Annotated in this window: 23 protein-coding genes; 11 read left to right on the plus strand and 12 right to left on the minus strand. The window is 64.5% G+C overall.

Features of this window, described 5'->3' with window-relative positions:
- The first annotated feature begins 7 nt into the window (after positions 1-7).
- Both ACOJSJ_RS06585 and def read left to right on the plus strand, forming a co-directional pair.
- Positions 8-142: a hypothetical protein gene (locus tag ACOJSJ_RS06585; protein ID WP_420144239.1), complete on the plus strand. Its 135-nt coding sequence runs from the start codon at positions 8-10 to the stop codon at positions 140-142.
- 128 nt (positions 143-270) lie between these two features.
- Positions 271-801 carry a peptide deformylase gene (gene def / locus ACOJSJ_RS06590; protein ID WP_420144240.1) on the plus strand — a complete coding sequence of 177 codons (531 nt, stop codon included), beginning with the start codon at positions 271-273 and terminating at the stop codon, positions 799-801.
- 87 nt (positions 802-888) lie between these two features.
- On the opposite strand, the gene phoB is transcribed toward def, so the two are convergent.
- From phoB to ACOJSJ_RS06625, 7 genes are all read right to left on the minus strand, one after another.
- On the minus strand, positions 889-1,590 hold the full coding sequence (phoB, locus tag ACOJSJ_RS06595) for a phosphate regulon transcriptional regulator PhoB (protein WP_420144192.1): 702 nt from the start codon (positions 1,588-1,590) through the stop codon (positions 889-891).
- 4 nt (positions 1,591-1,594) lie between these two features.
- Positions 1,595-2,290, minus strand: a complete 696-nt coding sequence (gene phoU, locus ACOJSJ_RS06600; protein ID WP_420144193.1) for a phosphate signaling complex protein PhoU — start codon at positions 2,288-2,290, stop codon at positions 1,595-1,597.
- Positions 2,291-2,307: 17 nt separating this feature from the next.
- Positions 2,308-3,096, minus strand: coding sequence for a phosphate ABC transporter ATP-binding protein PstB (pstB, locus tag ACOJSJ_RS06605; RefSeq protein WP_420144194.1), 789 nt, complete (start codon positions 3,094-3,096; stop codon positions 2,308-2,310).
- An 8-nt stretch (positions 3,097-3,104) separates the two neighbouring features.
- Entirely contained in the window at positions 3,105-4,349 is a 1,245-nt protein-coding gene (gene pstA / locus ACOJSJ_RS06610) for a phosphate ABC transporter permease PstA (protein ID WP_420144195.1), read from the minus strand.
- Positions 4,346-5,740, minus strand: coding sequence for a phosphate ABC transporter permease subunit PstC (pstC, locus tag ACOJSJ_RS06615; RefSeq protein WP_420144196.1), 1,395 nt, complete (start codon positions 5,738-5,740; stop codon positions 4,346-4,348). The genes pstA and pstC overlap by 4 nt, the downstream gene beginning before the upstream one ends.
- A gap of 7 nt (positions 5,741-5,747) precedes the next feature.
- Positions 5,748-6,812, minus strand: a complete 1,065-nt coding sequence (locus ACOJSJ_RS06620; protein ID WP_420144197.1) for a substrate-binding domain-containing protein — start codon at positions 6,810-6,812, stop codon at positions 5,748-5,750.
- Positions 6,813-6,905: 93 nt separating this feature from the next.
- Positions 6,906-8,192 carry an ATP-binding protein gene (locus ACOJSJ_RS06625; RefSeq protein WP_420144198.1) on the minus strand — a complete coding sequence of 429 codons (1,287 nt, stop codon included), beginning with the start codon at positions 8,190-8,192 and terminating at the stop codon, positions 6,906-6,908.
- 100 nt (positions 8,193-8,292) lie between these two features.
- Between ACOJSJ_RS06625 and ACOJSJ_RS06630 the strand changes: the two genes are divergently transcribed.
- The 8 genes from ACOJSJ_RS06630 (at position 8,293) to ACOJSJ_RS06665 (ending at position 14,724) form a co-directional block, all read left to right on the plus strand.
- Complete coding sequence (locus tag ACOJSJ_RS06630; protein WP_420144199.1) at positions 8,293-8,730, plus strand: hypothetical protein; 438 nt, start codon at positions 8,293-8,295, stop codon at positions 8,728-8,730.
- A 106-nt stretch (positions 8,731-8,836) separates the two neighbouring features.
- The gene (locus tag ACOJSJ_RS06635) at positions 8,837-9,997 is read left to right on the plus strand and encodes a glycosyltransferase (RefSeq protein WP_420144200.1); all 1,161 of its coding nucleotides are present in this window, start codon (positions 8,837-8,839) and stop codon (positions 9,995-9,997) included.
- Positions 9,998-10,071: 74 nt separating this feature from the next.
- Positions 10,072-10,350 (plus strand): HPr-rel-A system PqqD family peptide chaperone, encoded by a 279-nt coding sequence (locus tag ACOJSJ_RS06640; RefSeq protein ID WP_420144241.1) that lies wholly within the window; start codon positions 10,072-10,074, stop codon positions 10,348-10,350.
- Complete coding sequence (locus ACOJSJ_RS06645; protein WP_420144201.1) at positions 10,347-11,210, plus strand: HprK-related kinase A; 864 nt, start codon at positions 10,347-10,349, stop codon at positions 11,208-11,210. The genes ACOJSJ_RS06640 and ACOJSJ_RS06645 overlap by 4 nt, the downstream gene beginning before the upstream one ends.
- Entirely contained in the window at positions 11,207-12,196 is a 990-nt protein-coding gene (locus ACOJSJ_RS06650; protein WP_420144202.1) for a nucleotidyltransferase family protein, read from the plus strand. Before ACOJSJ_RS06645 ends, ACOJSJ_RS06650 begins: the two co-directional genes overlap by 4 nt.
- A 154-nt stretch (positions 12,197-12,350) precedes the next feature.
- A complete protein-coding gene (locus tag ACOJSJ_RS06655) occupies positions 12,351-13,448 on the plus strand; it encodes an endonuclease/exonuclease/phosphatase family protein (protein ID WP_420144203.1) in 1,098 nt (365 codons plus the stop codon).
- Positions 13,448-13,840, plus strand: a complete 393-nt coding sequence (locus tag ACOJSJ_RS06660) for a hypothetical protein (protein WP_420144204.1) — start codon at positions 13,448-13,450, stop codon at positions 13,838-13,840. Before ACOJSJ_RS06655 ends, ACOJSJ_RS06660 begins: the two co-directional genes overlap by 1 nt.
- 32 nt (positions 13,841-13,872) lie before the next feature.
- Entirely contained in the window at positions 13,873-14,724 is an 852-nt protein-coding gene (locus ACOJSJ_RS06665) for a hypothetical protein (protein ID WP_420144205.1), read from the plus strand.
- Here the strand turns inward: ACOJSJ_RS06665 and ACOJSJ_RS06670 are convergent.
- Positions 14,714-15,304 (minus strand): TetR/AcrR family transcriptional regulator, encoded by a 591-nt coding sequence (locus ACOJSJ_RS06670; RefSeq protein WP_420144206.1) that lies wholly within the window; start codon positions 15,302-15,304, stop codon positions 14,714-14,716. The genes ACOJSJ_RS06665 and ACOJSJ_RS06670 overlap by 11 nt on opposite strands.
- A 72-nt stretch (positions 15,305-15,376) precedes the next feature.
- On the opposite strand from ACOJSJ_RS06670, the gene bdcA reads away from it, so the two are divergent.
- Positions 15,377-16,090 carry an SDR family oxidoreductase gene (gene bdcA / locus ACOJSJ_RS06675; protein ID WP_420144207.1) on the plus strand — a complete coding sequence of 238 codons (714 nt, stop codon included), beginning with the start codon at positions 15,377-15,379 and terminating at the stop codon, positions 16,088-16,090.
- Between the two features lie 256 nt (positions 16,091-16,346).
- Here the strand turns inward: bdcA and ACOJSJ_RS06680 are convergent, their stop codons facing one another.
- From ACOJSJ_RS06680 to ACOJSJ_RS06695, 4 genes are all read right to left on the minus strand, one after another.
- On the minus strand, positions 16,347-16,736 hold the full coding sequence (locus tag ACOJSJ_RS06680) for a hypothetical protein (protein ID WP_420144208.1): 390 nt from the start codon (positions 16,734-16,736) through the stop codon (positions 16,347-16,349).
- A gap of 106 nt (positions 16,737-16,842) precedes the next feature.
- Positions 16,843-18,240 (minus strand): amidohydrolase, encoded by a 1,398-nt coding sequence (locus ACOJSJ_RS06685; RefSeq protein WP_420144209.1) that lies wholly within the window; start codon positions 18,238-18,240, stop codon positions 16,843-16,845.
- A gap of 456 nt (positions 18,241-18,696) precedes the next feature.
- Positions 18,697-19,488 carry a 3-hydroxybutyrate dehydrogenase gene (locus ACOJSJ_RS06690; RefSeq protein ID WP_420144210.1) on the minus strand — a complete coding sequence of 264 codons (792 nt, stop codon included), beginning with the start codon at positions 19,486-19,488 and terminating at the stop codon, positions 18,697-18,699.
- The gene (locus ACOJSJ_RS06695) at positions 19,485-20,678 is read right to left on the minus strand and encodes a DUF3734 domain-containing protein (RefSeq protein ID WP_420144211.1); all 1,194 of its coding nucleotides are present in this window, start codon (positions 20,676-20,678) and stop codon (positions 19,485-19,487) included. The genes ACOJSJ_RS06690 and ACOJSJ_RS06695 overlap by 4 nt, the downstream gene beginning before the upstream one ends.
- Positions 20,679-20,698 lie beyond the last annotated feature (20 nt).

Consider the following 20,698-nt stretch of genomic DNA (forward strand, 5'->3'; position numbering starts at 1 on the left):
CAACCGTATCGAGCGCATGTTCGGCCACCTTAAGATCAACCGCGCCATCGCTACCCGATACGATCAACTGGCCAATAGCTTCCTTGGAATGGTCCATCTCGCAACGGCCAGATACTGGCTTAAATTTGTCCACGCCGCCTAATGTCCTGCTCTTGTTCTGAAATTTCAAATTAAGCAGGAAATGTGCGAAGTTAAGCAGGGCGCATCGCCATGGCGCATCCCCGCCGCCGCCCGCTTGATATTCAGGCGCGTTCCGCCTATGTTCGGCCCATGGCAATCCGTCCCATTCTCGAAGCGCCCGATCCGCGCCTGCGTACGATCTCGACCCCTGTCGAAGCGATCGATGACGACCTGCAAACGCTGATCGATGACATGTTCGAAACCATGTACGATGCGCCCGGCATCGGCCTTGCCGCCATTCAGGTCGGCGTGCCCAAACGGGTGCTGGTCATGGACCTTCAGGAACCCGAATCGGACGAAGAGGGCGCGCCGCCGGTCAAAAAGCCGATGGTCTTCATCAATCCCGAAATCCTCAAAGGGTCGGACGACCTGTCGGTCTATAATGAAGGCTGCCTGTCGGTCCCCGACCAGTTTGCGGAGGTGGAACGCCCCGCCGTCATCCGCGCCAGCTGGATGGACCGCGAAGGCCGCATTCATGAAGAACAGCTGGAAGGGCTGCTCGCCACCTGCCTCCAGCATGAAATGGACCATCTGGAAGGCATCCTCTTCATCGATCACCTGTCCCGCCTGAAACGCGACATGCTGATGAAGAAACTGAACAAGGCCCGCCGCGCCGCCTGACCCGATCCGGCGACGCAAGCCAGAAAAAAGCCTCTCCAAATCGCTTTGGAGAGGCTTCTTTTTACCCGCGATCATGGGGAAAGGCTTTCACCCCATCCCCTCGGTATCCAGCGCATAGCCCGCCGACCGCACGGTGCGGATGATGTCCTGATATTGCCCGTCCGCGTTGATCGCCTTGCGCAGCCGGCGGATATGGACGTCGACGGTGCGCAATTCGATGTCGCTGTCCTGACCCCACACGCTGTCGAGCAGCCGCTCGCGGGAGAAGACCCAGCCGGGATGCTCCAGAAAATGCTTGAGCAGGCGGAATTCGGTCGGGCCCAGCGGGATCACCTGACCGCCGCGGCGCACCTTGTGCCCCACCGTATCCATTTCGACATCGGCAAAGGTCAGCGTTTCGCCCGCCAGCGCCGGACGCACCCGGCGCAGCACCGCGCCCACGCGCGCCACCAGTTCGCGGGGGCTGAACGGCTTGGTCACATAATCGTCGGCGCCGGTTTCCAGGCCGCGCACCCGGTCCTCTTCCTCACCGCGCGCGGTCAGCATGATGATGGGAATGTTGGCCGTGCCGTTCATCCGGCGCAGGCGGCGGCACACTTCGATCCCCGACAGGCTTTCGACCATCCAGTCGAGCAGCACGATGTCGGGCGTGTTCTCCTGCGCCATCAACAGCGCCTCTTCGCCATCGACCGTATGGGCGACGTCGAAATCCTCCCGCTTGAAATGCCAGATCAGCAATTCCGCCAGCGCCGCATCGTCCTCGACCAGCAGCATCTTCGCACGCGCCATGAAATCAGTCCTCCGGCTGGATGTCGGGGCCGCGCTCTCGTTCCGGCAGGGTCTGGCCGGTAGCGGCGTAATAGACCATTTCCGCGACATTGGTCGCATGGTCGCCGATACGTTCGATATTCTTGGCGACGAACAGCAGATGCGCGCATTCGCTGATCGTCTTGGGATTTTCGACCATATAGGTCACCAGCGTACGGAACACGCTGTTGTAGAAATCATCGACCACCGTGTCGCGCTCGATCACCGCCAGAGCCAGATCGGCGTCGCGCGCGGCAAAGGCGTTCAATGCATCATGCACCATCTCGCCCGCGACCTGCCCCATGGACGGCAGCAATGCCACCGGTTCCAGCATGCGCCGGTTGGTGGCGATCATCGGCACCCGCTTGGCGATATTCTTGGCATAATCGCCGATGCGCTCCACGACGCTGACGATCTTCAGCGCGGCGATCACGTCGCGCAGGTCGTTGGCCATCGGTGCGCGGAGCGCAATCACCTGAATGACCAGCTTTTCGACTTCCGCTTCGATCGCGTCGATCCGCTTGTCGTCGGCGACGACTTGCGCGGCCAGTGCCTTGTCCTGCCGCTGAAGCGCCAGCATGGCATTTTCGATGCCCGCTTCGGCCCGACCGCCCATTTCGGCGATCAGCCCGCGCAGCCGGTCGATTTCCTCGTCAAACGCCTTGATCGTATGTTCAGCCATGATGTTCCTCCCCCGGATCAGCCGTAGCGGCCGGTGATATAATCCTTCGTCCGTTCCTGACGGGGATTGGTGAAGATGTCGCTGGTCACGCCATATTCGACCAGTTCGCCCAGATGGAAGAAGGCGGTCCGCTGCGATACGCGGGCGGCCTGCTGCATGTTATGCGTCACGATCACGATGGCGTAACGGCCGCGCAGTTCGTGGATCAGTTCCTCGATCTTGGCAGTGGCGATCGGGTCCAGCGCCGAACAGGGTTCGTCCATCAGGATGACTTCGGGTTCGACCGCGATGGCGCGGCCGATGCACAGACGCTGCTGCTGGCCACCCGACAGGGCGGTGCCGCTGTCATGCAGCCGGTCCTTCACTTCGTCCCACAGGCCCGCGCGGCGCAGCGATTTTTCCACGATCACGTCCATGTCCGCCTTGGACGCGGCCAGGCCATGGATGCGCGGCCCATAGGCGATATTTTCATATATCGACTTGGGGAAGGGGTTGGGTTTCTGGAACACCATGCCCACCCGCGCGCGCAGCTGCACCACGTCCATCGACGGCGCATAGATGTCCTCGCCGTCCAGCGTGATCTGGCCTTCGACCCGCGCCGACGCGACGGTGTCGTTCATGCGGTTGAGCGTGCGCAGGAAAGTCGACTTGCCACAGCCCGACGGGCCGATGAAGGCGGTGACATGATCCATGCCGACATCGATCGACACGCCCTTGATCGCCTGCTTTTCGCCATAGAAGACCTTGACGTCACGCGCGGTCATCTTGGGGTCGGCAATGGCCAGGTTGATTTGTTCTTCGGTCATGGGTGTCATTACCACCGTTTTTCAAACTTGTTGCGCAGGTAGATGGCGAGGCCGTTCATCGCGAGCAGGAACACCAGCAGCACGATGATCGCGGCAGAGGTCTTTTCCACGAAGCCCTTCGACACTTCGTCGGACCACAGGAAAATCTGCACCGGCAGGACGGTCGCGGGATCGACGATGCCGCCCGGCGGCGTCGCGATGAAGGCGCGCATGCCGATCATCAGCAGCGGCGCGGTTTCGCCCAGCGCGCGCGCCATGCCGATGATGGTGCCGGTCAGGATCCCGGGCAAAGCGAGCGGCAGGACATGCTGGAACACGACCTGCACCGGGCTGGCCCCGATGCCCAGCGCCGCGTCGCGAATGCTGGGCGGCACGGATTTGATGGCGTTGCGCCCGGCGATGACGATGACGGGCATCGTCATCAGCGCCAGCGTCATGCCGCCGACCAGCGCGGCGGATCGCGGCAGGTGCAGCAGGTTGAGGAAGATCGACAGGCCCAGCAGGCCGAAGATGATCGAAGGCACCGCCGCCAGATTGTTGATCGACACCTCGATAATGTCGGTCAGCCAGTTCTTGCGGGCATATTCCTCCAGGTACAGGGCCGTGGCGACGCCGATGGGGAAGCTCAGCACCAGCGTCACCAGCATCGTCAGCAACGATCCCTTGAACGCGCCCCATATGCCGACCTGCGTCGGATCGGTGCCGTCGCTGGCGGTCAGGAAGCCCATGTTGAACCCGGTGGACAGCACGCCCTGCTGCTTCAGCCGGTCGACCGCCGCTTCCATCTCCGGCGAACCCTTGTCCTTGGCGGCGAGGTCGAGGCCGGTGGAGGCGGGGACGCGGATCGTTTCGGTGCGGCTCAATATCTTGGGATCGGCCTTGATCGCGTCGCGGATGCTGATCCACGCGGTCGGCGACAACAGCGCATCGGCCTTATCGCCCAGCGCCGCCTTCGCGACCGTGTCGGTCACCATCGGCAGATTGGCGTTCACCAGCGCTTCGTCGGTGATGGCGTTGGGGTCCAGCAGCAGCGGCGAAGCCGGGAAATCGACCTTCAGCGCAATCTCGGTCCGGGTAAAGCCGCGCAGGCCATTGCCCATCATCGTAATCAGCAGAAAGCCCAGAAACGCGGCGGACAGCAGCACGGCGAACAGCCCTGCCATCTTGAACCGGCGTTCGGCGGCATAACGCCCGGCGATGCGCCTGCGCATCGTCTCCGACTTCCAGTCGGTGGGGTTGCGTGTCGCACTCATTCGTATGCCTCGCGATATTTCTTCACGACCCGCAGGGCCACGATGTTGAGCAGCAGCGTGACGATGAACAGCACCAGCCCCAGCGCGAAGGCCGCCAGCGTCTTGGCGCTGTCGAATTCCTGATCGCCGGTCAGCAACTGGACGATCTGGGTGGTGACGGTGGTCACGCTGGCAAAGGGATTGGCGGTCAGGTTCGCGGCAAGGCCAGCGGCCATCACCACGATCATCGTTTCGCCGATGGCGCGGCTGACGGCCAGCAGCACGCCGCCCACGACGCCGGGCAGGGCGGCGGGGATGAGGACGCGGGTGATCGTCTCGCTGGTCGTCGCGCCCATCGCCAGGCTGCCGTCGCGCATCGATTGCGGCACGGCCGCGATGCTGTCGTCGGCCATGGACGATACGAACGGGATGATCATCACGCCCATGACGAGGCCGGCGGCCAGCGCGCTTTCGGAACTGGCGCCATGAATGCCGATGGCTGCGGCCAGATCGCGCAGGGCAGGGGCGATGGTGAGCGCGGCGAAATAGCCATAGACCACGGTCGGCACGCCCGCGAGCATCTCCAGCGTCGGCTTCATCCATTTGCGGACGGTCGGGCTGGCATATTGGGTCAGGTAGATGGCGCTCATCAGGCCCAGCGGGATCGCCACGATCATGGCGATGATCGCGCCGATGAAGATGGTGCCCCAGAACAGCGGGACCGCGCCGAACGCATCGTCATTGCCATATCCCATGGCGGCCGATTGCGGCGACCATTTCAGGCCGAACAGGAAATCGATGGGATTGACCATCGAAAAGAAGCGGAAGCTTTCCCACAGCAGCGACGCGACGATGCCCAGCGTGGTGATGATCGCGATCAGCGATGCGATCAGCAGGCTGGCCATCACCAGTCGCTCGACCCGTGTACGCGCCCGGAAATCGGGGCGGATGCGGGTAAAGGCATAGGCGCCGCCCGCAAAAGCCAGCACCAGCGCCAGCACGGCGCCCGCAATGCCATATTTGTCGAGCGCCTGCGCATAGGGTCCGACCAGAGCCTGCGACAGGGGGTTGAACGCCCCTGCCTGACCGCCGCTGGCGATCGCCCGTGCCTCGCCAAGGATGGCGGACCGGGAAAAGGCATCGGCGGGCAGGCGCTGTGCCGCCGGGTCCGCCAGCACGCTCTGCGTGACGAGGCCCGGCGCGACATTGGCCCAGATGACGAGGAAGATCGCGGCCGGAACCAGAGTCCACAGCGCGACATACCAGCCATGATAGCCCGGCAGGCTGTGAACGGCGTCGCGCCGCCCGGTGGCCCGCGCTGCATTTTGCAGGCGCAGCGCACGGGCGCGGGCGCTGACCCAGGCGATTGCGCCCAGGCCCGCCAGCAGCAGGAGGATTGCAGGTCCGGTCATGTCGTCCTTACTTCAGCTGCGAACCGTCGAGCACGGTCAGCGACTTGACCGTTTCGGCGCTCCTCTTGCGCACATCTTCGGGCGCCGCGACCATGCCGCGCTTGGTCAGCACGCCGTCGGGGTTCCAGTTGGCGGCGAAGGCGTTCAGGAAGCCCTGAAGGCCGGGGATGGCCGCCATATGCGCCTTCTTGACGTAGATGTAGAGGGGGCGGGCGCCCGGATATTCGCCGGTCGACACGGTTGCATAGGTCGCTTCGACGCCGTTGATCGGCACATCCTTCAGCGTGTCCTTGTTTTCTTCAAGGAAGCTGTAGCCGAACACGCCGACCGCATTGGGGTTCGCGCCCAGCTTCTGCACGATCAGATTGTCGTTTTCGCCGGAATCGACATATTTGCCGTCTTCGCGAATGCGGGTGCAGGTCGCCTTATATTCGTCTTCGTTCTTTTCCTTCAGCGCCTTCATCGCTTCATCGCTCTGGCAACCCTTTTCCAGGATCAGTTCGGCGAGCGAATCGCGGGTGCCGCTGGTCGAGGGCGGACCGAAGACGGAAATGGCGATCGCGGGCAGGCTGGGGTCGACATCCTTCCACGTCTGCGCCTTGTTCGGCCCCTTGCCATACGGATTGGCGGCCAGCGCTTCATAGACGATCTTGGGCGTCAGTTTCAGGCCCGGACCCTGTTTCGATTCGGCAAAGGCCAGACCGTCGACGCCGACCTGAATTTCGATGATGTCCTTTACGCCATTGGCGGCGCACTGTTCGAACTCGGCCTTCTTCATGCGGCGCGATGCATCGGCGATGTCGGGATGCTGCGCGCCCACGCCCGCGCAGAACAGCTTCATGCCGCCGCCGGTGCCGGTCGATTCGATGATCGGCGACTTCATGCCCGCATTGCCCTGAACGAACAGTTCGGCGACTGCGGTGGCGAAGGGATAGACGGTGGACGAACCCACCGCGCGGATCTGGTCGCGGGTCGCGCTCGCGCCACCGGACTGGTCGCCGCACGCGGCAAGGCTGACAAGGCTCACGGTCGTGGCGGCGAGCAGGGCGAACTTCTTCACGGAAACCTCCATAGGGCTGAGGCCGCGATTCGCATGTCGCCGCCCCCTTCTGGGAAGCGCCCTAGTCGCGGACCATCGCGCCTTTGTGACAGTCAGGTTGCGTTTTTATGACACCGTGCCCGAAAGCGCGGACGGACGCTTTTTCTCGTCATTTTTATTCGGTGCTTCTTCGACCGGAGGGGGCAGCAAAACCGTGATGGTCGTGCCCTTGCCCAATGTGCTGGCGATGTCGAACCGGCCACGATGCCGCTCCACGATATGTTTGACGATGGCAAGGCCCAGGCCGGTGCCGCCCATCGCCCGGCTGCGCCCCGAATCGACGCGATAGAATCGCTCGGTCAGGCGGGGCAGGTGATCGGGACCGATGCCTTCGCCCTCATCCGCCACGGTCAGGCGCGTCATGCCACTCGGCCCTTCGCTCAGGGTAACGTGGATCGGCGTGCCGGGGCGGCCATATTTGACCGAATTGCCGATCAGATTGTGCAGCAGTTGCGACAATTGCGCGCGGTCGCCCTGAACGCTGGGCAATTGGGGGGCGATCTCCATCTCCACCTCGCGCCCGCGCTCGCCATGGCTGGACCGGAACACGCCGACCACTTCGGCGGCCAGTTCGGACATGTCGACCAGCGTGTCGGGCACGCGATATTTTTCCGCCTCGATCCGGCTCAGGGAAATCAGGTCGTCGATCAACCGCTGCATCCGCCGCGCTTCGCCATCCATGATCTTCAGGAATCGCTGGCGGGTTTCCTTGTCCTTGCCCAGTTCCGGGTCGGCCAGCGTTTCGATGAATCCCAATATCCCGGCCAGCGGCGTGCGCAGTTCGTGGCTGGCATTGGCGACGAAATCGACGCGCATCCGTTCGGCCGCATGGGTGCCGCTATGGTCGACCAGATGGACGAGGCGGCGCATGTCGGCGACCTGACCCACCGGGGCGATCCGCATCTGCCACCGCTGGTCCCGCGCGCCCAGACCCACCAGTTCCACCATCACCGGTTCGGCCAGCGGCGCATGGCTGGTCAGCCGTTCGGCGGCGGCGGGGTGGCGGATGGCGATGCGCGCATCCTCCCCCTCTATATGCGTGCCCAGCAATCGTTGCGCCGCCCGGTTCGCCCGCACGATCCGGCTGCGCTCCACCAGCATCAGCGGATCGGATATGCCCTCCAGCAGGCTGACGAAATCGGGATGGATGGTCAGGTCGTTGGCATCCTGAACCATCACGGCCGGTTCCGTCCGCTGGGCGATCCCCTCGGCGCAGATCAGCAGCACGATCAGCCCCGCCAATATCGGCAGGGCGATGGCGATGGGCGAAGCGCCCAGCAACAATGCCCCCCCGGTGCCCAGCAACAGCATGGCGAGGGAGGCGGTAATCTGGGATATGGTCAGTCGATTCATGGTTACCGTACTGGATTTGTCGCGCAATTGCTGCGATGGCGGTTCTAATAGCGTGCAATCTTTACGCTTTGACAAGCGTGATGAGCGGATGATGACGGATATGAGCGAACCGAAACCCGGTCAGGATGGCGAACAGGCCCATGAAGCGACGGATGCGCAGGCATCTTCGCTCGCCAAGCCCTCGCGCCGTCAGCTGCTGATGGGCGGCGCGGTCGCGGCATCGGCCATCGTGTCGATTCGCCCGGCGCTCGCCAATACCGCCGCGTCCGTGCTCAACTGCACCATTCCGGTGCCCGATCAGGGGCGTTCCGGCAATTTCGTCGCCCCCAATGGCCAGCTGGTGCCGTCGGGCACGCCCGGCGCCTTTCCTGGCGCTGGCCGCCCCTTCACCGGCGAACAGGTGAAACAGGCGCTGCGCGGTCGTCCGCTGCCCGGCACCAGCTATGATCAGAACCAGGCCTATCTGAACTATATCCGTCGCCTGCAACGCGGGACCAGCGGCTTTACCTGCTACGCATCGCTGCAAATGCCGCGCTGAACCGCGCAAAGCCCACCGTCCGTCGCAATGATATGAACGGATACGGTTCGTCCGTGTTCGGGACGTCGAACCTGTATCGGTTCGATCCTGGGCAAAGGGCATGGCGATGGCGCAGTTCCGCCGCAAGGCAGCGCGTGATATTTCGGTGGCGGTCTATCTGTACCAGCCCGGCGACGGCGGGCTTGATCGTGTCGCCATCCTCCTTGCCAACCATCTGCTGCATCGTGGCGTCGATGTCGAATTGTGGATGGCGCGCCGCGACGGCCCGGCCGCCCATCTGATCGACCCGGACGTGCCGGTGCGGATCGTGCCCGCGCCCGATGGCGCGCGCCGCCTCTCGATGATCGCGCAATGCCCCGCGCTGTCGCGCATGGTGCGGCACTATCGCCCCGACATCCTCTATTCGGCGGGTAATCAGAGCAACATGCTGGTCGCTCTGGCGGCGCTCGGTACGCCCACCCGCGCCGTCAGCCGGATTTCCAACCCCATCGTCCGCCCCGGTCAGCAGGGCGCGGGCGCATGGGCGCGGCTGATGCGCTTTCGCGCCATAGCGCGGCTCAGCGACCTGACGATCGTGATGGGCGAACATGACCGCGCCCTGTTGAGCCAGTGCGGCGACGTCCGCCTGCTCCCGCGCCCCACCGTGACCGACGCGATGGATCGCGCCTGCATATCGCGCGCCGACCGATGCCCGGGCGACCCCTGGCGGTTGCTGATGGTCGGACGACTGACCGCGCAAAAGGATCAGGCGACCGCCCTCGACGCGCTCGCACAGCTCGATCATCGCGACTGGCGCCTGACGATAGCGGGGCAGGGGCCGTTGCGCGCCGATCTGGAACGGCGCTGCGTCGCGCTCGGCATCGCCGACCGGGTCGATTTCACCGGCTATGTCGGCTGCCCCGATCGCCTTGCCACGTTGATGGCGCGGGCGGACCTGTTGCTGCAACCGTCCCGCTGGGAAGGATTATGCGCCACTCTGATCGAAGCGATGGCTTGCGGCGCGGATGTCGTTGCGACCGATTGCACCCCCAATGTCCGCCCGTTGCTGGCGGCGGGCGGACAGCATCCGGTGACCCCGGTCGGTGACGCGTCCGCCTTTGCCCGCGCCATCGAACGGGTGATGCGCCGCCCCGCACCCGCGCGGCTTCGCGCCGCCGCCGTCGCCGACCACCGCGTCGATTTCGCGCTCGATCGCTATCTCCACGCTTTCGAACGGCTGCTGGGCGCACAGATCGCCCAACCTGCTCCATCGCCAGTCCTGTCCTGATGCGTTAGGCACTTGGCTACGTCTTTCGCGCTACAGCGATGCGGACAGCCATTGGGGTGCCGATTTTGAACGACATGCAGGCCTATCGCCGGGATGCGACGGACAGGGTGGATGCCTGCGTCCTCGACGATCTGACCCTTTTCTACCATCATCGTTCCGGCCAGACGCATATGGTCATCAGCCCGGTTCCCGAAATCTGGGATCGCATGGCCGATGGCGCGCCGGTCACGGCACAGGCGATGCACGACCGGCTCGCCCGCGATTATGATCTGGGACCGGTGCAGAATGCCGTCGCGGAAATCGGCGCGCATCTGGACGCGCTAGTCCTGCTGGGGCTGGTGCGCACGGCATGAAGCACGCCATCACCCTGCGCATCGGCCCGGCGACTTTCCGCATCGGTTCCGCCTGGCCGCAACCCGTCGCGCAGCTTGCCCGGCTCTACGCCGCCTATCCCGATGTCGGGGGGCAGGTCGCCGACTTCACCGTGCGTCTTCAGCCCACCAGCGCGCTGCGCCGCCATGTCCGGCCGTCCATCTTCATCACCGGCGACCATGGGCTGGCCGACGCCGCACCCATGAGCCTGTCGCACGGCCTGCTGGCCGCCGAAATGGGCATGAACCTGCAAATGGCGCTGGGGTGGCGGCGGCACCTTCTGCTCCATGCCTCCAGCGTCGAAAAGGATGGTCGCGTGCTGGTAATGACCGGCGAATCTGGGTCCGGCAAATCGACCCTGTCGGCGCTGCTGGGTGAACGCGGCTGGCGCTTCATGGGCGATGAATTCGCGCTGCTCGATTGCGACAGTGGCGCGATCCTGCCCTTTCCCCGCCTCGTCAGCCTGAAGAACCGGGCCATTGATGTCGTGCGCGACGCCGTGGGCGAAGCGCGGATGGGGCCGCTGCTCGCCGCCACGGCAAAGGGGGACATCCGCCACATGGTGCCCCGTGCCGATGCGGTGGCGCAGATGGATCGGGGCGGGATGCCCGCGCTGCTGCTCTTCCCGCGCTTTGGCCATGCGGCGGACGTCCGCAATCTGGGGCAGGGTGAAATCTTCATGCGCCTGACTCAGGCGTCGACCAATTATGTGACGCTGGGCGCGGCGGCCTTCCACGGCCTCACCCGTTTCGTGCAGCGGGTGCCCGCCCGCGCCATCGACTTTTCGTCGGGAGACGAAGCCTTCGCCATGGTCGACCGCCTGTGGGACGAACTGGCATGAGCGCGGCGCTGCTGGTCCGCACGCTGCGCGATCCCGCGTCGGCCGCTGCGCTCGATGCCGATGGCTGGAACCGCCTGCTTGCCGCGGCAAAGGCGGAACGGCTGGTGGGCACGCTGGCCTGGCGGCTGGATGGCGTCGCCCAGCCCGATGCCGTGCGCCTGATACTGGCCGACGCCCGCCATGACAGCGCCCGCGAAGGGCAGCAGGCCCTGTGGGAAGCGGATCGCGCGGCACAGGCGCTGGCCGGGCTGGGCATTACCGTGCTGCTGCTGAAAGGCACGGCCTATGTCGCTGCGGGTCTGCGCGCGGGGCAGGGGCGCTTTGTCGGGGATCTCGACATATTGGTGTCGCGTGATGCCATGCCCGTGGTCGAACGCGCGCTGATCGCGGCCGGGTGGGAATGGGTGAAGGAAGACGCCTATGACGACGCCTATTATCGGCAATGGATGCATGAACTGCCGCCGATGATCCATGTCGAACGCGACCGGATGATCGACGTGCACCACACCGTCCTGCCGCTGACCGCGCGGCAAACGCCGGATGCGGCGGCCATGATCGCCAATGCCGTTCCGATAACCGATGGATTATATATCCTCTCGACCGAAGACCGTATCGTTCATTCGGTCGCCCATATGCTGGCCGATGGCGACATGCAGGGCGGCCTGCGCAACCTGTGGGACATATATTGCCTGCTCCCCGATGCAGAGCCTGCCGCGCTGGATGCCCGCGCCGCGCATCATGGCCTGCGCGCCCATGTGCGACAGGCGCGGCGACTGGCGGACGCCATTTACGGCGATGGCGCGCGGCTGACGCTGTGGGACCGGCTGGTCCGGGCGCGGCTGATGGCGCGGGACGGCTGGGGCCGTGAAACGCGCAAGGCCCTGGTCTTCGCCTTCTTCGTCCGGTCGCACTGGCTGCGCATGCCGCCCATGATGCTGGCGCGGCATCTCTACACCAAATGGCGCAAGGGCCATCGCCCCCGGTAAACGTCAAGGCTCCGATAAAATGCCAAAGCCCAATCATGACGGTCCTGCGTCATTGGGGTGACGAAAACTGACTTGCAATCTTAACCGATCCGCCATGGCGCGGACATCGGCATGACCCACGACGCGGCTATTACGCCAAGGCAGGGGTATGAACATGTCAAAGCCAGCGCGCGCCATTTTCTTTGCGAGCCTGACAGCCTTGCTGGCTGCCAGCGCGCCCAGTGCCAGTGCGCCGACCATGCGTGCGCCAACGATGCGCGCACCCGCTGATCGTCCGACAGCGGCATCGTCCGGCCTGCCGCTGTCGGTCATGACCTATAATGTCATGGGCCTGCCATGGCCGGTCGCCTTTGGCCGGGCGCAGGCGATCGATAGCATCGCCGACCGGCTGGCCATGCTGCGCTGCGACGGGCATCAGCCCCATGTCGTGCTGTTGCAGGAAGCCTTTCTGGCCGATCCCGACCAGTTCGCCCAGCGCGCGGGCTATGCCCATGTCGCCGCCGGACCCGATGCGCAGGCGCGCAGCGCCATGGCGCAGACACCCGCCGACACGGCATTCCTGGCTCAGGCCCGATGGGACCGGGGCGAAACCATGTCCAAACAGCTGGGCAGCGGCCTGATGATCCTGTCCGACTATCCCATCGAACGGATCGACCGGCTGGCCTATCCTGCCTTTGCCTGCGCCGGGTTCGACTGCCTCGCCAATAAAGGTGCGCTGATCGCGCATCTGCGCGTGCCGGGCGTGGCGCGGCCGGTGGCGGTCGTGAACACCCATCTCAACGCGCGCAAGGCGGCGGCCGTGCCGGTCGCCCGCTCTCAGCGCGCCTTCGACCGTCAGGTCGCGCTGCTGACCGCCTTCGTGCGCCATCATGTGCCTGCACATCAGCCGATGATCGTCGGCGGCGACCTCAATATCGGTCGCGATCCCGACCGGATACGCAGCTTCTTCACCCATTGGCGCAGCGCCGGGCAGGCGTTCGTCACAGCGTCGCTGGGCGGCGGCCGCCGCGCCCTTGCGCAGGGGGCGGCCATCGGGGCAGATGCGCGCCGCGACCTTGCCGAAACGGTGGAGCGCGGCAAGGACTGGCTGTTCGCGCGCGACGGCAATGGCGCGCCCATGGCGGTCGCCCACGCCGCCGTGCCCTTTGGCGGCACGGCCGAAACGCGCCTGTCCGACCATGCAGGCTATATGATCGGCTACGCCCCGGCGGATATGCGTCCGATCCGCGTCGCCGCCATGGAGCCGCGCTGATGGCGCTGCGCACGGCATCGCTGGCGCTGCTGATCGCGCCGTTCAGCGCCCCGGCATCGGCCGAAACCTTCTGGCCCGATCATGCCAGTTTCGCGCTGAAACTGCGGATCAGCCTGTCCGTCCGGCCCGTGTCTCCCGCATCGATGCAGCGGCCTGCGCGCATCTACGCCATGGAACTCGCGCCATCCCCCGCCAGCCCCGCCGATCTGCGCCTGTCGATGCAGCGGCGGCGCCAGCGTTTCCAGTCGACCCGCATGGCCCGCCTCGCGCTGTTGCCCGGTGCGGACGTCCGCCCGCGCCATGGATCAATCCCGCGCCCTGATGTTCGCCGCCGCCATGCGCTGGTAGGAATGCTGCCATCCTGTTGTAGCAATAGCGCCTTAAGCGCGTGAATGAGCAAAAGGGATGGGTGATGCGATACGGAATGGGATTGGCGATCGGGGCGATCGGGCTGATGATGGCGGGCATGGGCGCGGGCGTAACCCTGGCGCAGGATGACGCGGCCCAAAGCTCCCCATCCTCGCCTTCCCCTCCGCCGTCACCGGTCGTGCTGCGCCTGCCCGCGCCCGAAGCGCGTCAGGGCGTGGCGTCCGATGGCGTCCATGTCTTTGCCATCGACAATGACCGGATTGGCAAATATCGCATCTCCACGGGCGAACGCATCGGCCAATGGCAGGGCGAACGTCGCCTGTTCCCCCATATGAACAGCTGCACCGTGGCGGGGCGGGAACTGGTCTGCGCCGCGTCCAACTATCCGGCCGTGCCGCAAACCAGCGCGGTGGAGATTTTCGATACGAAGACCCTGCGCCATCTGCGCACCGTCAGCCTGGGTTTCGGCCCCGGATCGCTGACCGTGCTGGACCGGCATGATGGCAAATGGTGGGCGGTCTTCGCCAATTATGCGGGCAGAGGCGGGGAACCGAACCGTGATTATCGCTACACGCTGCTGGTGCGCATGGACGACGCCTTCCGGCAGGAGGCCGCATGGACGTTCCCGCAACGGGTGCTCGACCGCTTTGCGCCGTTTAGTTGTTCGGGCGCCAGCTGGAGCGCGGACGGCCGCCTGTATGTGACCGGCCACGACCGTCCGGAAATGTACGAACTGGCCCTGCCTCAGGCGGGATCGGTGCTGGAATGGCGGCGCACCATCGGCATCGCCGCGCCGGGGCAGGCGATCGACTGGGACCCGGTGGTGAAAAACCGCCTCTGGGCGCTGGACCGCAAACAGACGACACTGGTCGCCAGCACCATCAGCGACGACAGCGTCAACGATTGAGCATCGCCCCGATAGCCAGACTGGCCATGTCGGCCACGGCGATCAGCCTTTCGGGCGTATGGCCGCCGCGCGCATCGGCGGACAGGCCCGACATCACCGTTGCGACATAATCCGCCACCACGTCCGCCCGGTCGGCATGGGTGCGGGCGATGAAATCGCGCAGCGTCCGCACACTGGCATCGCGGCAGCCCCGCGCACGGCAGGCGGCTTCGCCATCGGTGCTGCGCTCGCCCTCCAGCACCATGCATCCGGGCGCATCGGCATCGTTCGAATAGACGGTCGCGGCCATATGCAGCAGGTCGCACAGCGCACGAGCCGTCTCGATCCCCGGCATCTGCAACGGCCCGCTCAATGGCGATGCTGCCGAATAACGGTCCAGCACTTCGCCATACAGGTCGATCTTGCTGCCGAACGCGGCATAGAGGCTGGGCGGGTTGACCCCCATCGCATCGGCCAGCGCCGCCACACCCACGCCTTCATATCCATGGGCATGGAACAATGCCTGCGCCCGATCCAGCGCCACATCCCGGTCGAAAGCGCGGGGACGGCCGCGACCACGGGAAATTATTTTATCATTCACTACAAAAATCCTTGAAGCGACCTTCTGGTGATTTATATAGCGATCACTAATATTTTCTCAAGGATCGACATCATGACTGACTTTACCGGGAAAAAGGCGCTCGTCATCGGCGGCAGCCGCGGCATCGGCGCCGCCATCGTCCGCCGCTTTGCAAAGGACGGCGCGGCCGTCACCTTCACTTATGCCGGGTCGCATGACGCGGCGCAGGCGCTGGCCACGGAAACCGGATCGACCGCCGTCCGTTCCGATGCGTCGGACCGCGACGCCACCATCGCGCTGGTCGCGGGGCAGGGGCCGATCGACATATTGGTGGTGAATGCGGGGGTCGCGGTAATCGGCGACGCGCTGACCCATGACGCCGACGCCATCGACCGGATGATCGACATCAATGTGCGCACGCCCTATCATGCCGCCGTCGAATCCGCACGGCAGATGCCCGACGGCGGGCGCATCATCGTGATCGGATCGGTCAATGGTGACCGCATGCCCTTTGCCGGTGGTGCTGGCTATGCCCTCACCAAATCCGCGCTCCAGGGGCTGGCCCGCGGCCTTGCCCGCGATTTCGGCCCGCGCGGCATCACCGTCAACATCGTTCAGCCCGGCCCGACGGATACCGACATGAACCCAGCTGACGGCGACTTCGCCGATGCGATGCGCGGCTTCATGGCGATCCCGCGCTATGCCACGTCGGACGAAATCGCCGGTCTGACCGCTTATCTTGCTGGGCCGGAAGCCGGGATCATCACCGGCGCGATGCACACCATCGACGGCGGCTTTGGCGCCTGACCGGAACGGCCGGGGGAGGGGGGCATCGTCGTGCCTCGACCGGTGTGCAACGACTGTTCGGGCATGATCCGGTTCTATCCGATCATGCCCATTCAGGCGATCCTGCGCGCCTGGAAAATGCGCCGATCCCGATCATCCACTTCGAACGCGGTCGGGCAGGGGCTGGCGCAGAACCAACCCTCTCCGAATTGCGCGCGAACTACGCAGGAAATGTCGGGTCGGCCTGCCGTTATCAGGCGCTGGCTGTCAGGAACATTCAGTGGGTCGCCATGCCCGGCGGCGCAAGGCCATCGGACATCAGCCACATTTCGGCGGGCAGCTGCGATGAAAAGACGCCGATGATCGCATCGCCCAGCCGCGATCGCAGATATATCTTGTCCGCAATGTCGGCGACCAGAATGGCGATCCGGTCGGTGGGGCGATGGGCGCCCGACACATGGGCGACGATTCGTGCTTCGACCTCCGCCGACTGCCGTTCCGCCTGCGTGACGTCGGACAGGACACGAATGGGCAACCCGTTGCGTCGTCGGTCCTCCATCACCAGCGTCAAATGGGTGTAATGGCGATCGACATCGTCGATCGACCATCTCCCCGTGGCGTGGACGAAGATTATTCCGTCCGGATCGTCCAGTTCACATGCAATCACGGCACACCCTTATATATCGGATGACCATTGCCCCTGACGTTTCGTTTAGCAAATAAGTTTACCATGGCAAATACGCAAATCCGCCAGTGCAATCCTTTTGAGCCGTTTATCGTTTCTTCAATATGTCCAGCGCCATGACGGTCATTGCTTCGCTGGCCGTGGCGATGACTTTGTCTGCCTGCGGTGCCCAGAACGGGCTGTGCAGCGATGGCAGGCTGGCCTGTCCCGCCTGCGCCGCTGTCATCTTGTCCGCCGGTACGCCGCCGACCCAGAATATAAAGCTCTTGATGCTCTTGTCCGCGCGATAGAAGCGGCCGAAATCCTCGCCCCCCATGACCGCGCTGGTCTTTATGACCTGACCGTCGGGGAAATGCCCTTTCAGCACGCCCGCCATTTCCTCTGCGAATTCGGGTGGATTATAAGTCGACGGGGTGAATTCGTCCTGCACGGTGACGACCGGCATCCGGTCGTCGGGCACGCCCGCCGCGATCGCTTCGCCCCGGCTGATGCGGCGGATGCCCTCGATCAGCTTTGCGCGCGTATCGTCGGAATAGCTGCGGATGGTAAGCAGCAGCTTCGCTTCGTCGGGAATGATATTATGCTTGGCCCCGCCCTGAAAGCTGCCGACGGTGACGACGGCGGGGTCTTGCGGGTCTTGTTCCCGGCTCACCAGCGTCTGGAGCGACGTCACGATGCGCGATCCCAGCACGATCGGGTCGCGCGTCGTCTGCGGGTACGCGCCGTGACCGCCCAGCCCCTTCACCACTATGTCCACGCTGTCGACATTGGCCAGCGCATAGCCGGGGGTATAGCCGATCTGCCCCGCCGCGATATTGGCCGCATCGTGAAAGGCCAGCGCATGGGTGGGCCGGGGGAAACGGGTGTAAAGCCCGTCCTCCAGCATGTCGCGCGCGCCCTTGCCCACTTCTTCCGCGGGCTGAAGGATCATGACCAGCGTGCCGTCCCAATCCTTCTTCCGCGCGGCCATCAGCTTGGCCGTCTCGATAAAGGCGGTCATGTGCGTGTCGTGGCCGCATGCATGCATCACGCCGGTTTCCACGCCTTCGGGCGTCTTGGTGCGCACTTTGGACGCGAACTCAAGCCCCGTCTGCTCCACCACCGGCAACCCGTCCATGTCTGCGCGGATCAGCAGCACCGGCCCGGACCCGTTCTTCATGACCGCGACGACGCCGGTGCCCCCGACCTTCTCGGTCACGTCGAACTTCAGCGCCTTCAGCCGCTTGGCCAGCTTTGCCGCCGTATTCACTTCCTGCAACGACAGTTCGGGATTGGCATGCAGATCGCGATACAGCGTCATCAATCCTTCCATGTCGCCCGCAATCGCTTCGCCGATGGCGTTGCTGCGCACCTGCTGCACCGACGCGGCGTCGGTGGATTGAGCGGCGGCGGGCTGGGATGTCGTGGTCGTTTCGGTGGATGTCTGGGCCGTCGCGATGGACGAAAGGCTGACGGCGGCCAGAACGGCCGTTAGCGCGTGGCGCATGCTGATATTCTCCCTTGCTGAGGCAGGACCATAAGGCGATTTTCGGGCCGTTAAAGCTCATTGTTTCCATTGCGCATGAACGGCGCCGTCGTGGCTGTCCTACCCTCGCGTGCCACCCTATGATGGAGCGTTCCGCTTTGCGATAGGATCAGCCCAGCGCAACTTTATGCCGAAACAAGCGGGAAAAGTGCGAAGTTAAGCGCAACCTGTGGCATAGATCCTTAAGTCGGGATCGTCCCCATATCCATTCACCCTCTGCTGTCGAAGGATTGAATCTCTAAATTCAAAGAGTGGCGAGGACTTTCACAGGCTCAGCCCGAACGGCCATTGTTCATGGCGCGATGCTCCGGCCACCCCGGACCCCGACGAACGATGCCCTTGGCCGCATAGGAAAAGAGCCTTCCCGCGCCATCGCGGAAAGGCTCCTGTCAGAATTCTGCCGGGGCAGGGCAGGGGCTATTGCGCGGTCCATCCGCCATCGACGCTGATATTCGCGCCGGTGATGTTGGCGGCGGCATCGCTGCACAGGAACATGGCGGTGGCGGCCACCTGTTCGACCGTCACGAACTGCTTGGTGGGCTGCCCGGCCAGCAGCACGTCGTTCATCACTTGGTCGCGCGTCATGTTCCGCGCCTTCATCGTGTCGGGAATCTGGTTTTCGACCAGCGGCGTCCACACATAGCCGGGGGAAATGCAGTTGGCGGTGATGCCGAACGTCGCGACTTCCAGCGCCACCGTCTTGGTGAACCCGGCAATGCCGTGCTTGGCCGTGACATAGGCGCTCTTGAAGGGCGATGCGACCAGCGAATGGGCCGACGCGGTCTGGATGATGCGCCCCCATTTGTTCGACTTCATGTGGGGAATGGCCAGCCGGGTGGTGTGGAACGCGCTGTTCAGATTGAGCGCGATGATCAGATCCCATTTGTCGATCGGAAATTCCTCGACCGGGGCGACATGTTGCATGCCTGCATTGTTGATCAGGATATCGACCCCGCCAAAGGCATCGGCGGCTTCCTTCATCATCGCCTCGATCTGGTCCACCTTGGTCAGGTCATGACCGGCATAGATCGCCTTCGCGCCGCTGATCGCCTCCAGCCCGACGCGCTCCTTTTCGATGGCGGCTGCATCGCCAAAGCCGTTGATGACGACATTGGCGCCTTCGCCGGCCAGCGCCTTGGCATAGGCCAGCCCGATGCCCGACGTGGAACCTGTGATCAGCGCGGTCTTGCCAGCCAGCGACTTGCTCATGCCTTCTTCTCCTTCAGGTGATCGGGTTCATCCAGATCGAACGTGGAACTCTTGCCGTCCAGGATGTTGCGGGCGATCAGGTCGCCCTTGTGCATCACTTCCTCCACCGCGTCGCGGCCCTGGCTCCAATGGTCCAGCATGGTGGATCGGGAAAATTCGAAATCCTTCGCCCCGCTTTCCCAGTTGCGCGACCGATAGATCAGATGAACGATGTTCACCGATCCACGGTCCAGGCATTTGGCGAGCGCCTGCGCTTCGGCGCTGCCCCGCAATTCGGGCGGCAGTTTTTCCAGCAGCGCCTCTATCGCGCCATGTTCGCGGCGCAGGCGCAGATACTGGTCGGTCACCTGCCGGGTGCGGCTGCTATACTGGATGTCTTTCATGCGCGAATAGACATCGGTCATCTGCCGCGGCATCGGCCCTTCCGCGGGGAAAAGGTCGACCTGAAACACCAGCATGTCCTCGCTCTGGTGATTGAGGACATGGGCCAGCGGCGTATTGGACACCAAGCCGCCGTCCCAATACCAGCGCCCGTCAATCTCGATCGGGGGCAGGCCCGGCGGCAGCGCGCCCGATGCCATGATGTGCCGCGCGTCGATCCGCGTATTGCCGCCCGGACCGCGCGTGTCCCAATAGGCGAAATTGCCGGTTTCCACGTCCACCGCGCCGACCGACAGCCTCACCGGCCCGTCGTTCAGCAGATCCCAGTCGACGCAGGCGTCCAGCGTCTGCTTCAGCGGCGAACTGTCATAAAAGCTGATCGCGCCTTCCGATCCTTCGGGCATCAGCGTGGCGGGCCACAGGCGCGGGCGGAACATACCCGGCACGCCGAAACTGGCGACCACGCCCGCCGCGCCCAGATGCGCGGCTTCGCGGATATGGTCGATTTCGGGCAGGACGATATTGGGCATGCCGCCCGACAGCGTGTACCAGAATTTCTTGAGGCGGCTCAGGCGCCGGTGCGGTTCGTTGCCCGCAATGATCGCGGCGTTGATCGCGCCGATGGAAATGCCCGCCACCCATGTGACGTCCACGCCCAGTTCGTCGAGTCGTTCGTAGACGCCGGACTGAAAGGAGCCAAGCGCGCCGCCGCCCTGCAACAGCAAGGCGATTTCTCTGGGCAGGGAAAGCGGGATGCGCGCGCGGCGCAGCGGCTTCGCGTCGGGGCGCGCAGGTTCGATGTCAGCCATGTCGCAGTGCAATATAGGTT

Origin of the sequence: Sphingobium sp. (assembly GCF_048594625.1) — a bacterium.
Lineage (GTDB): Bacteria > Pseudomonadota > Alphaproteobacteria > Sphingomonadales > Sphingomonadaceae > Sphingobium.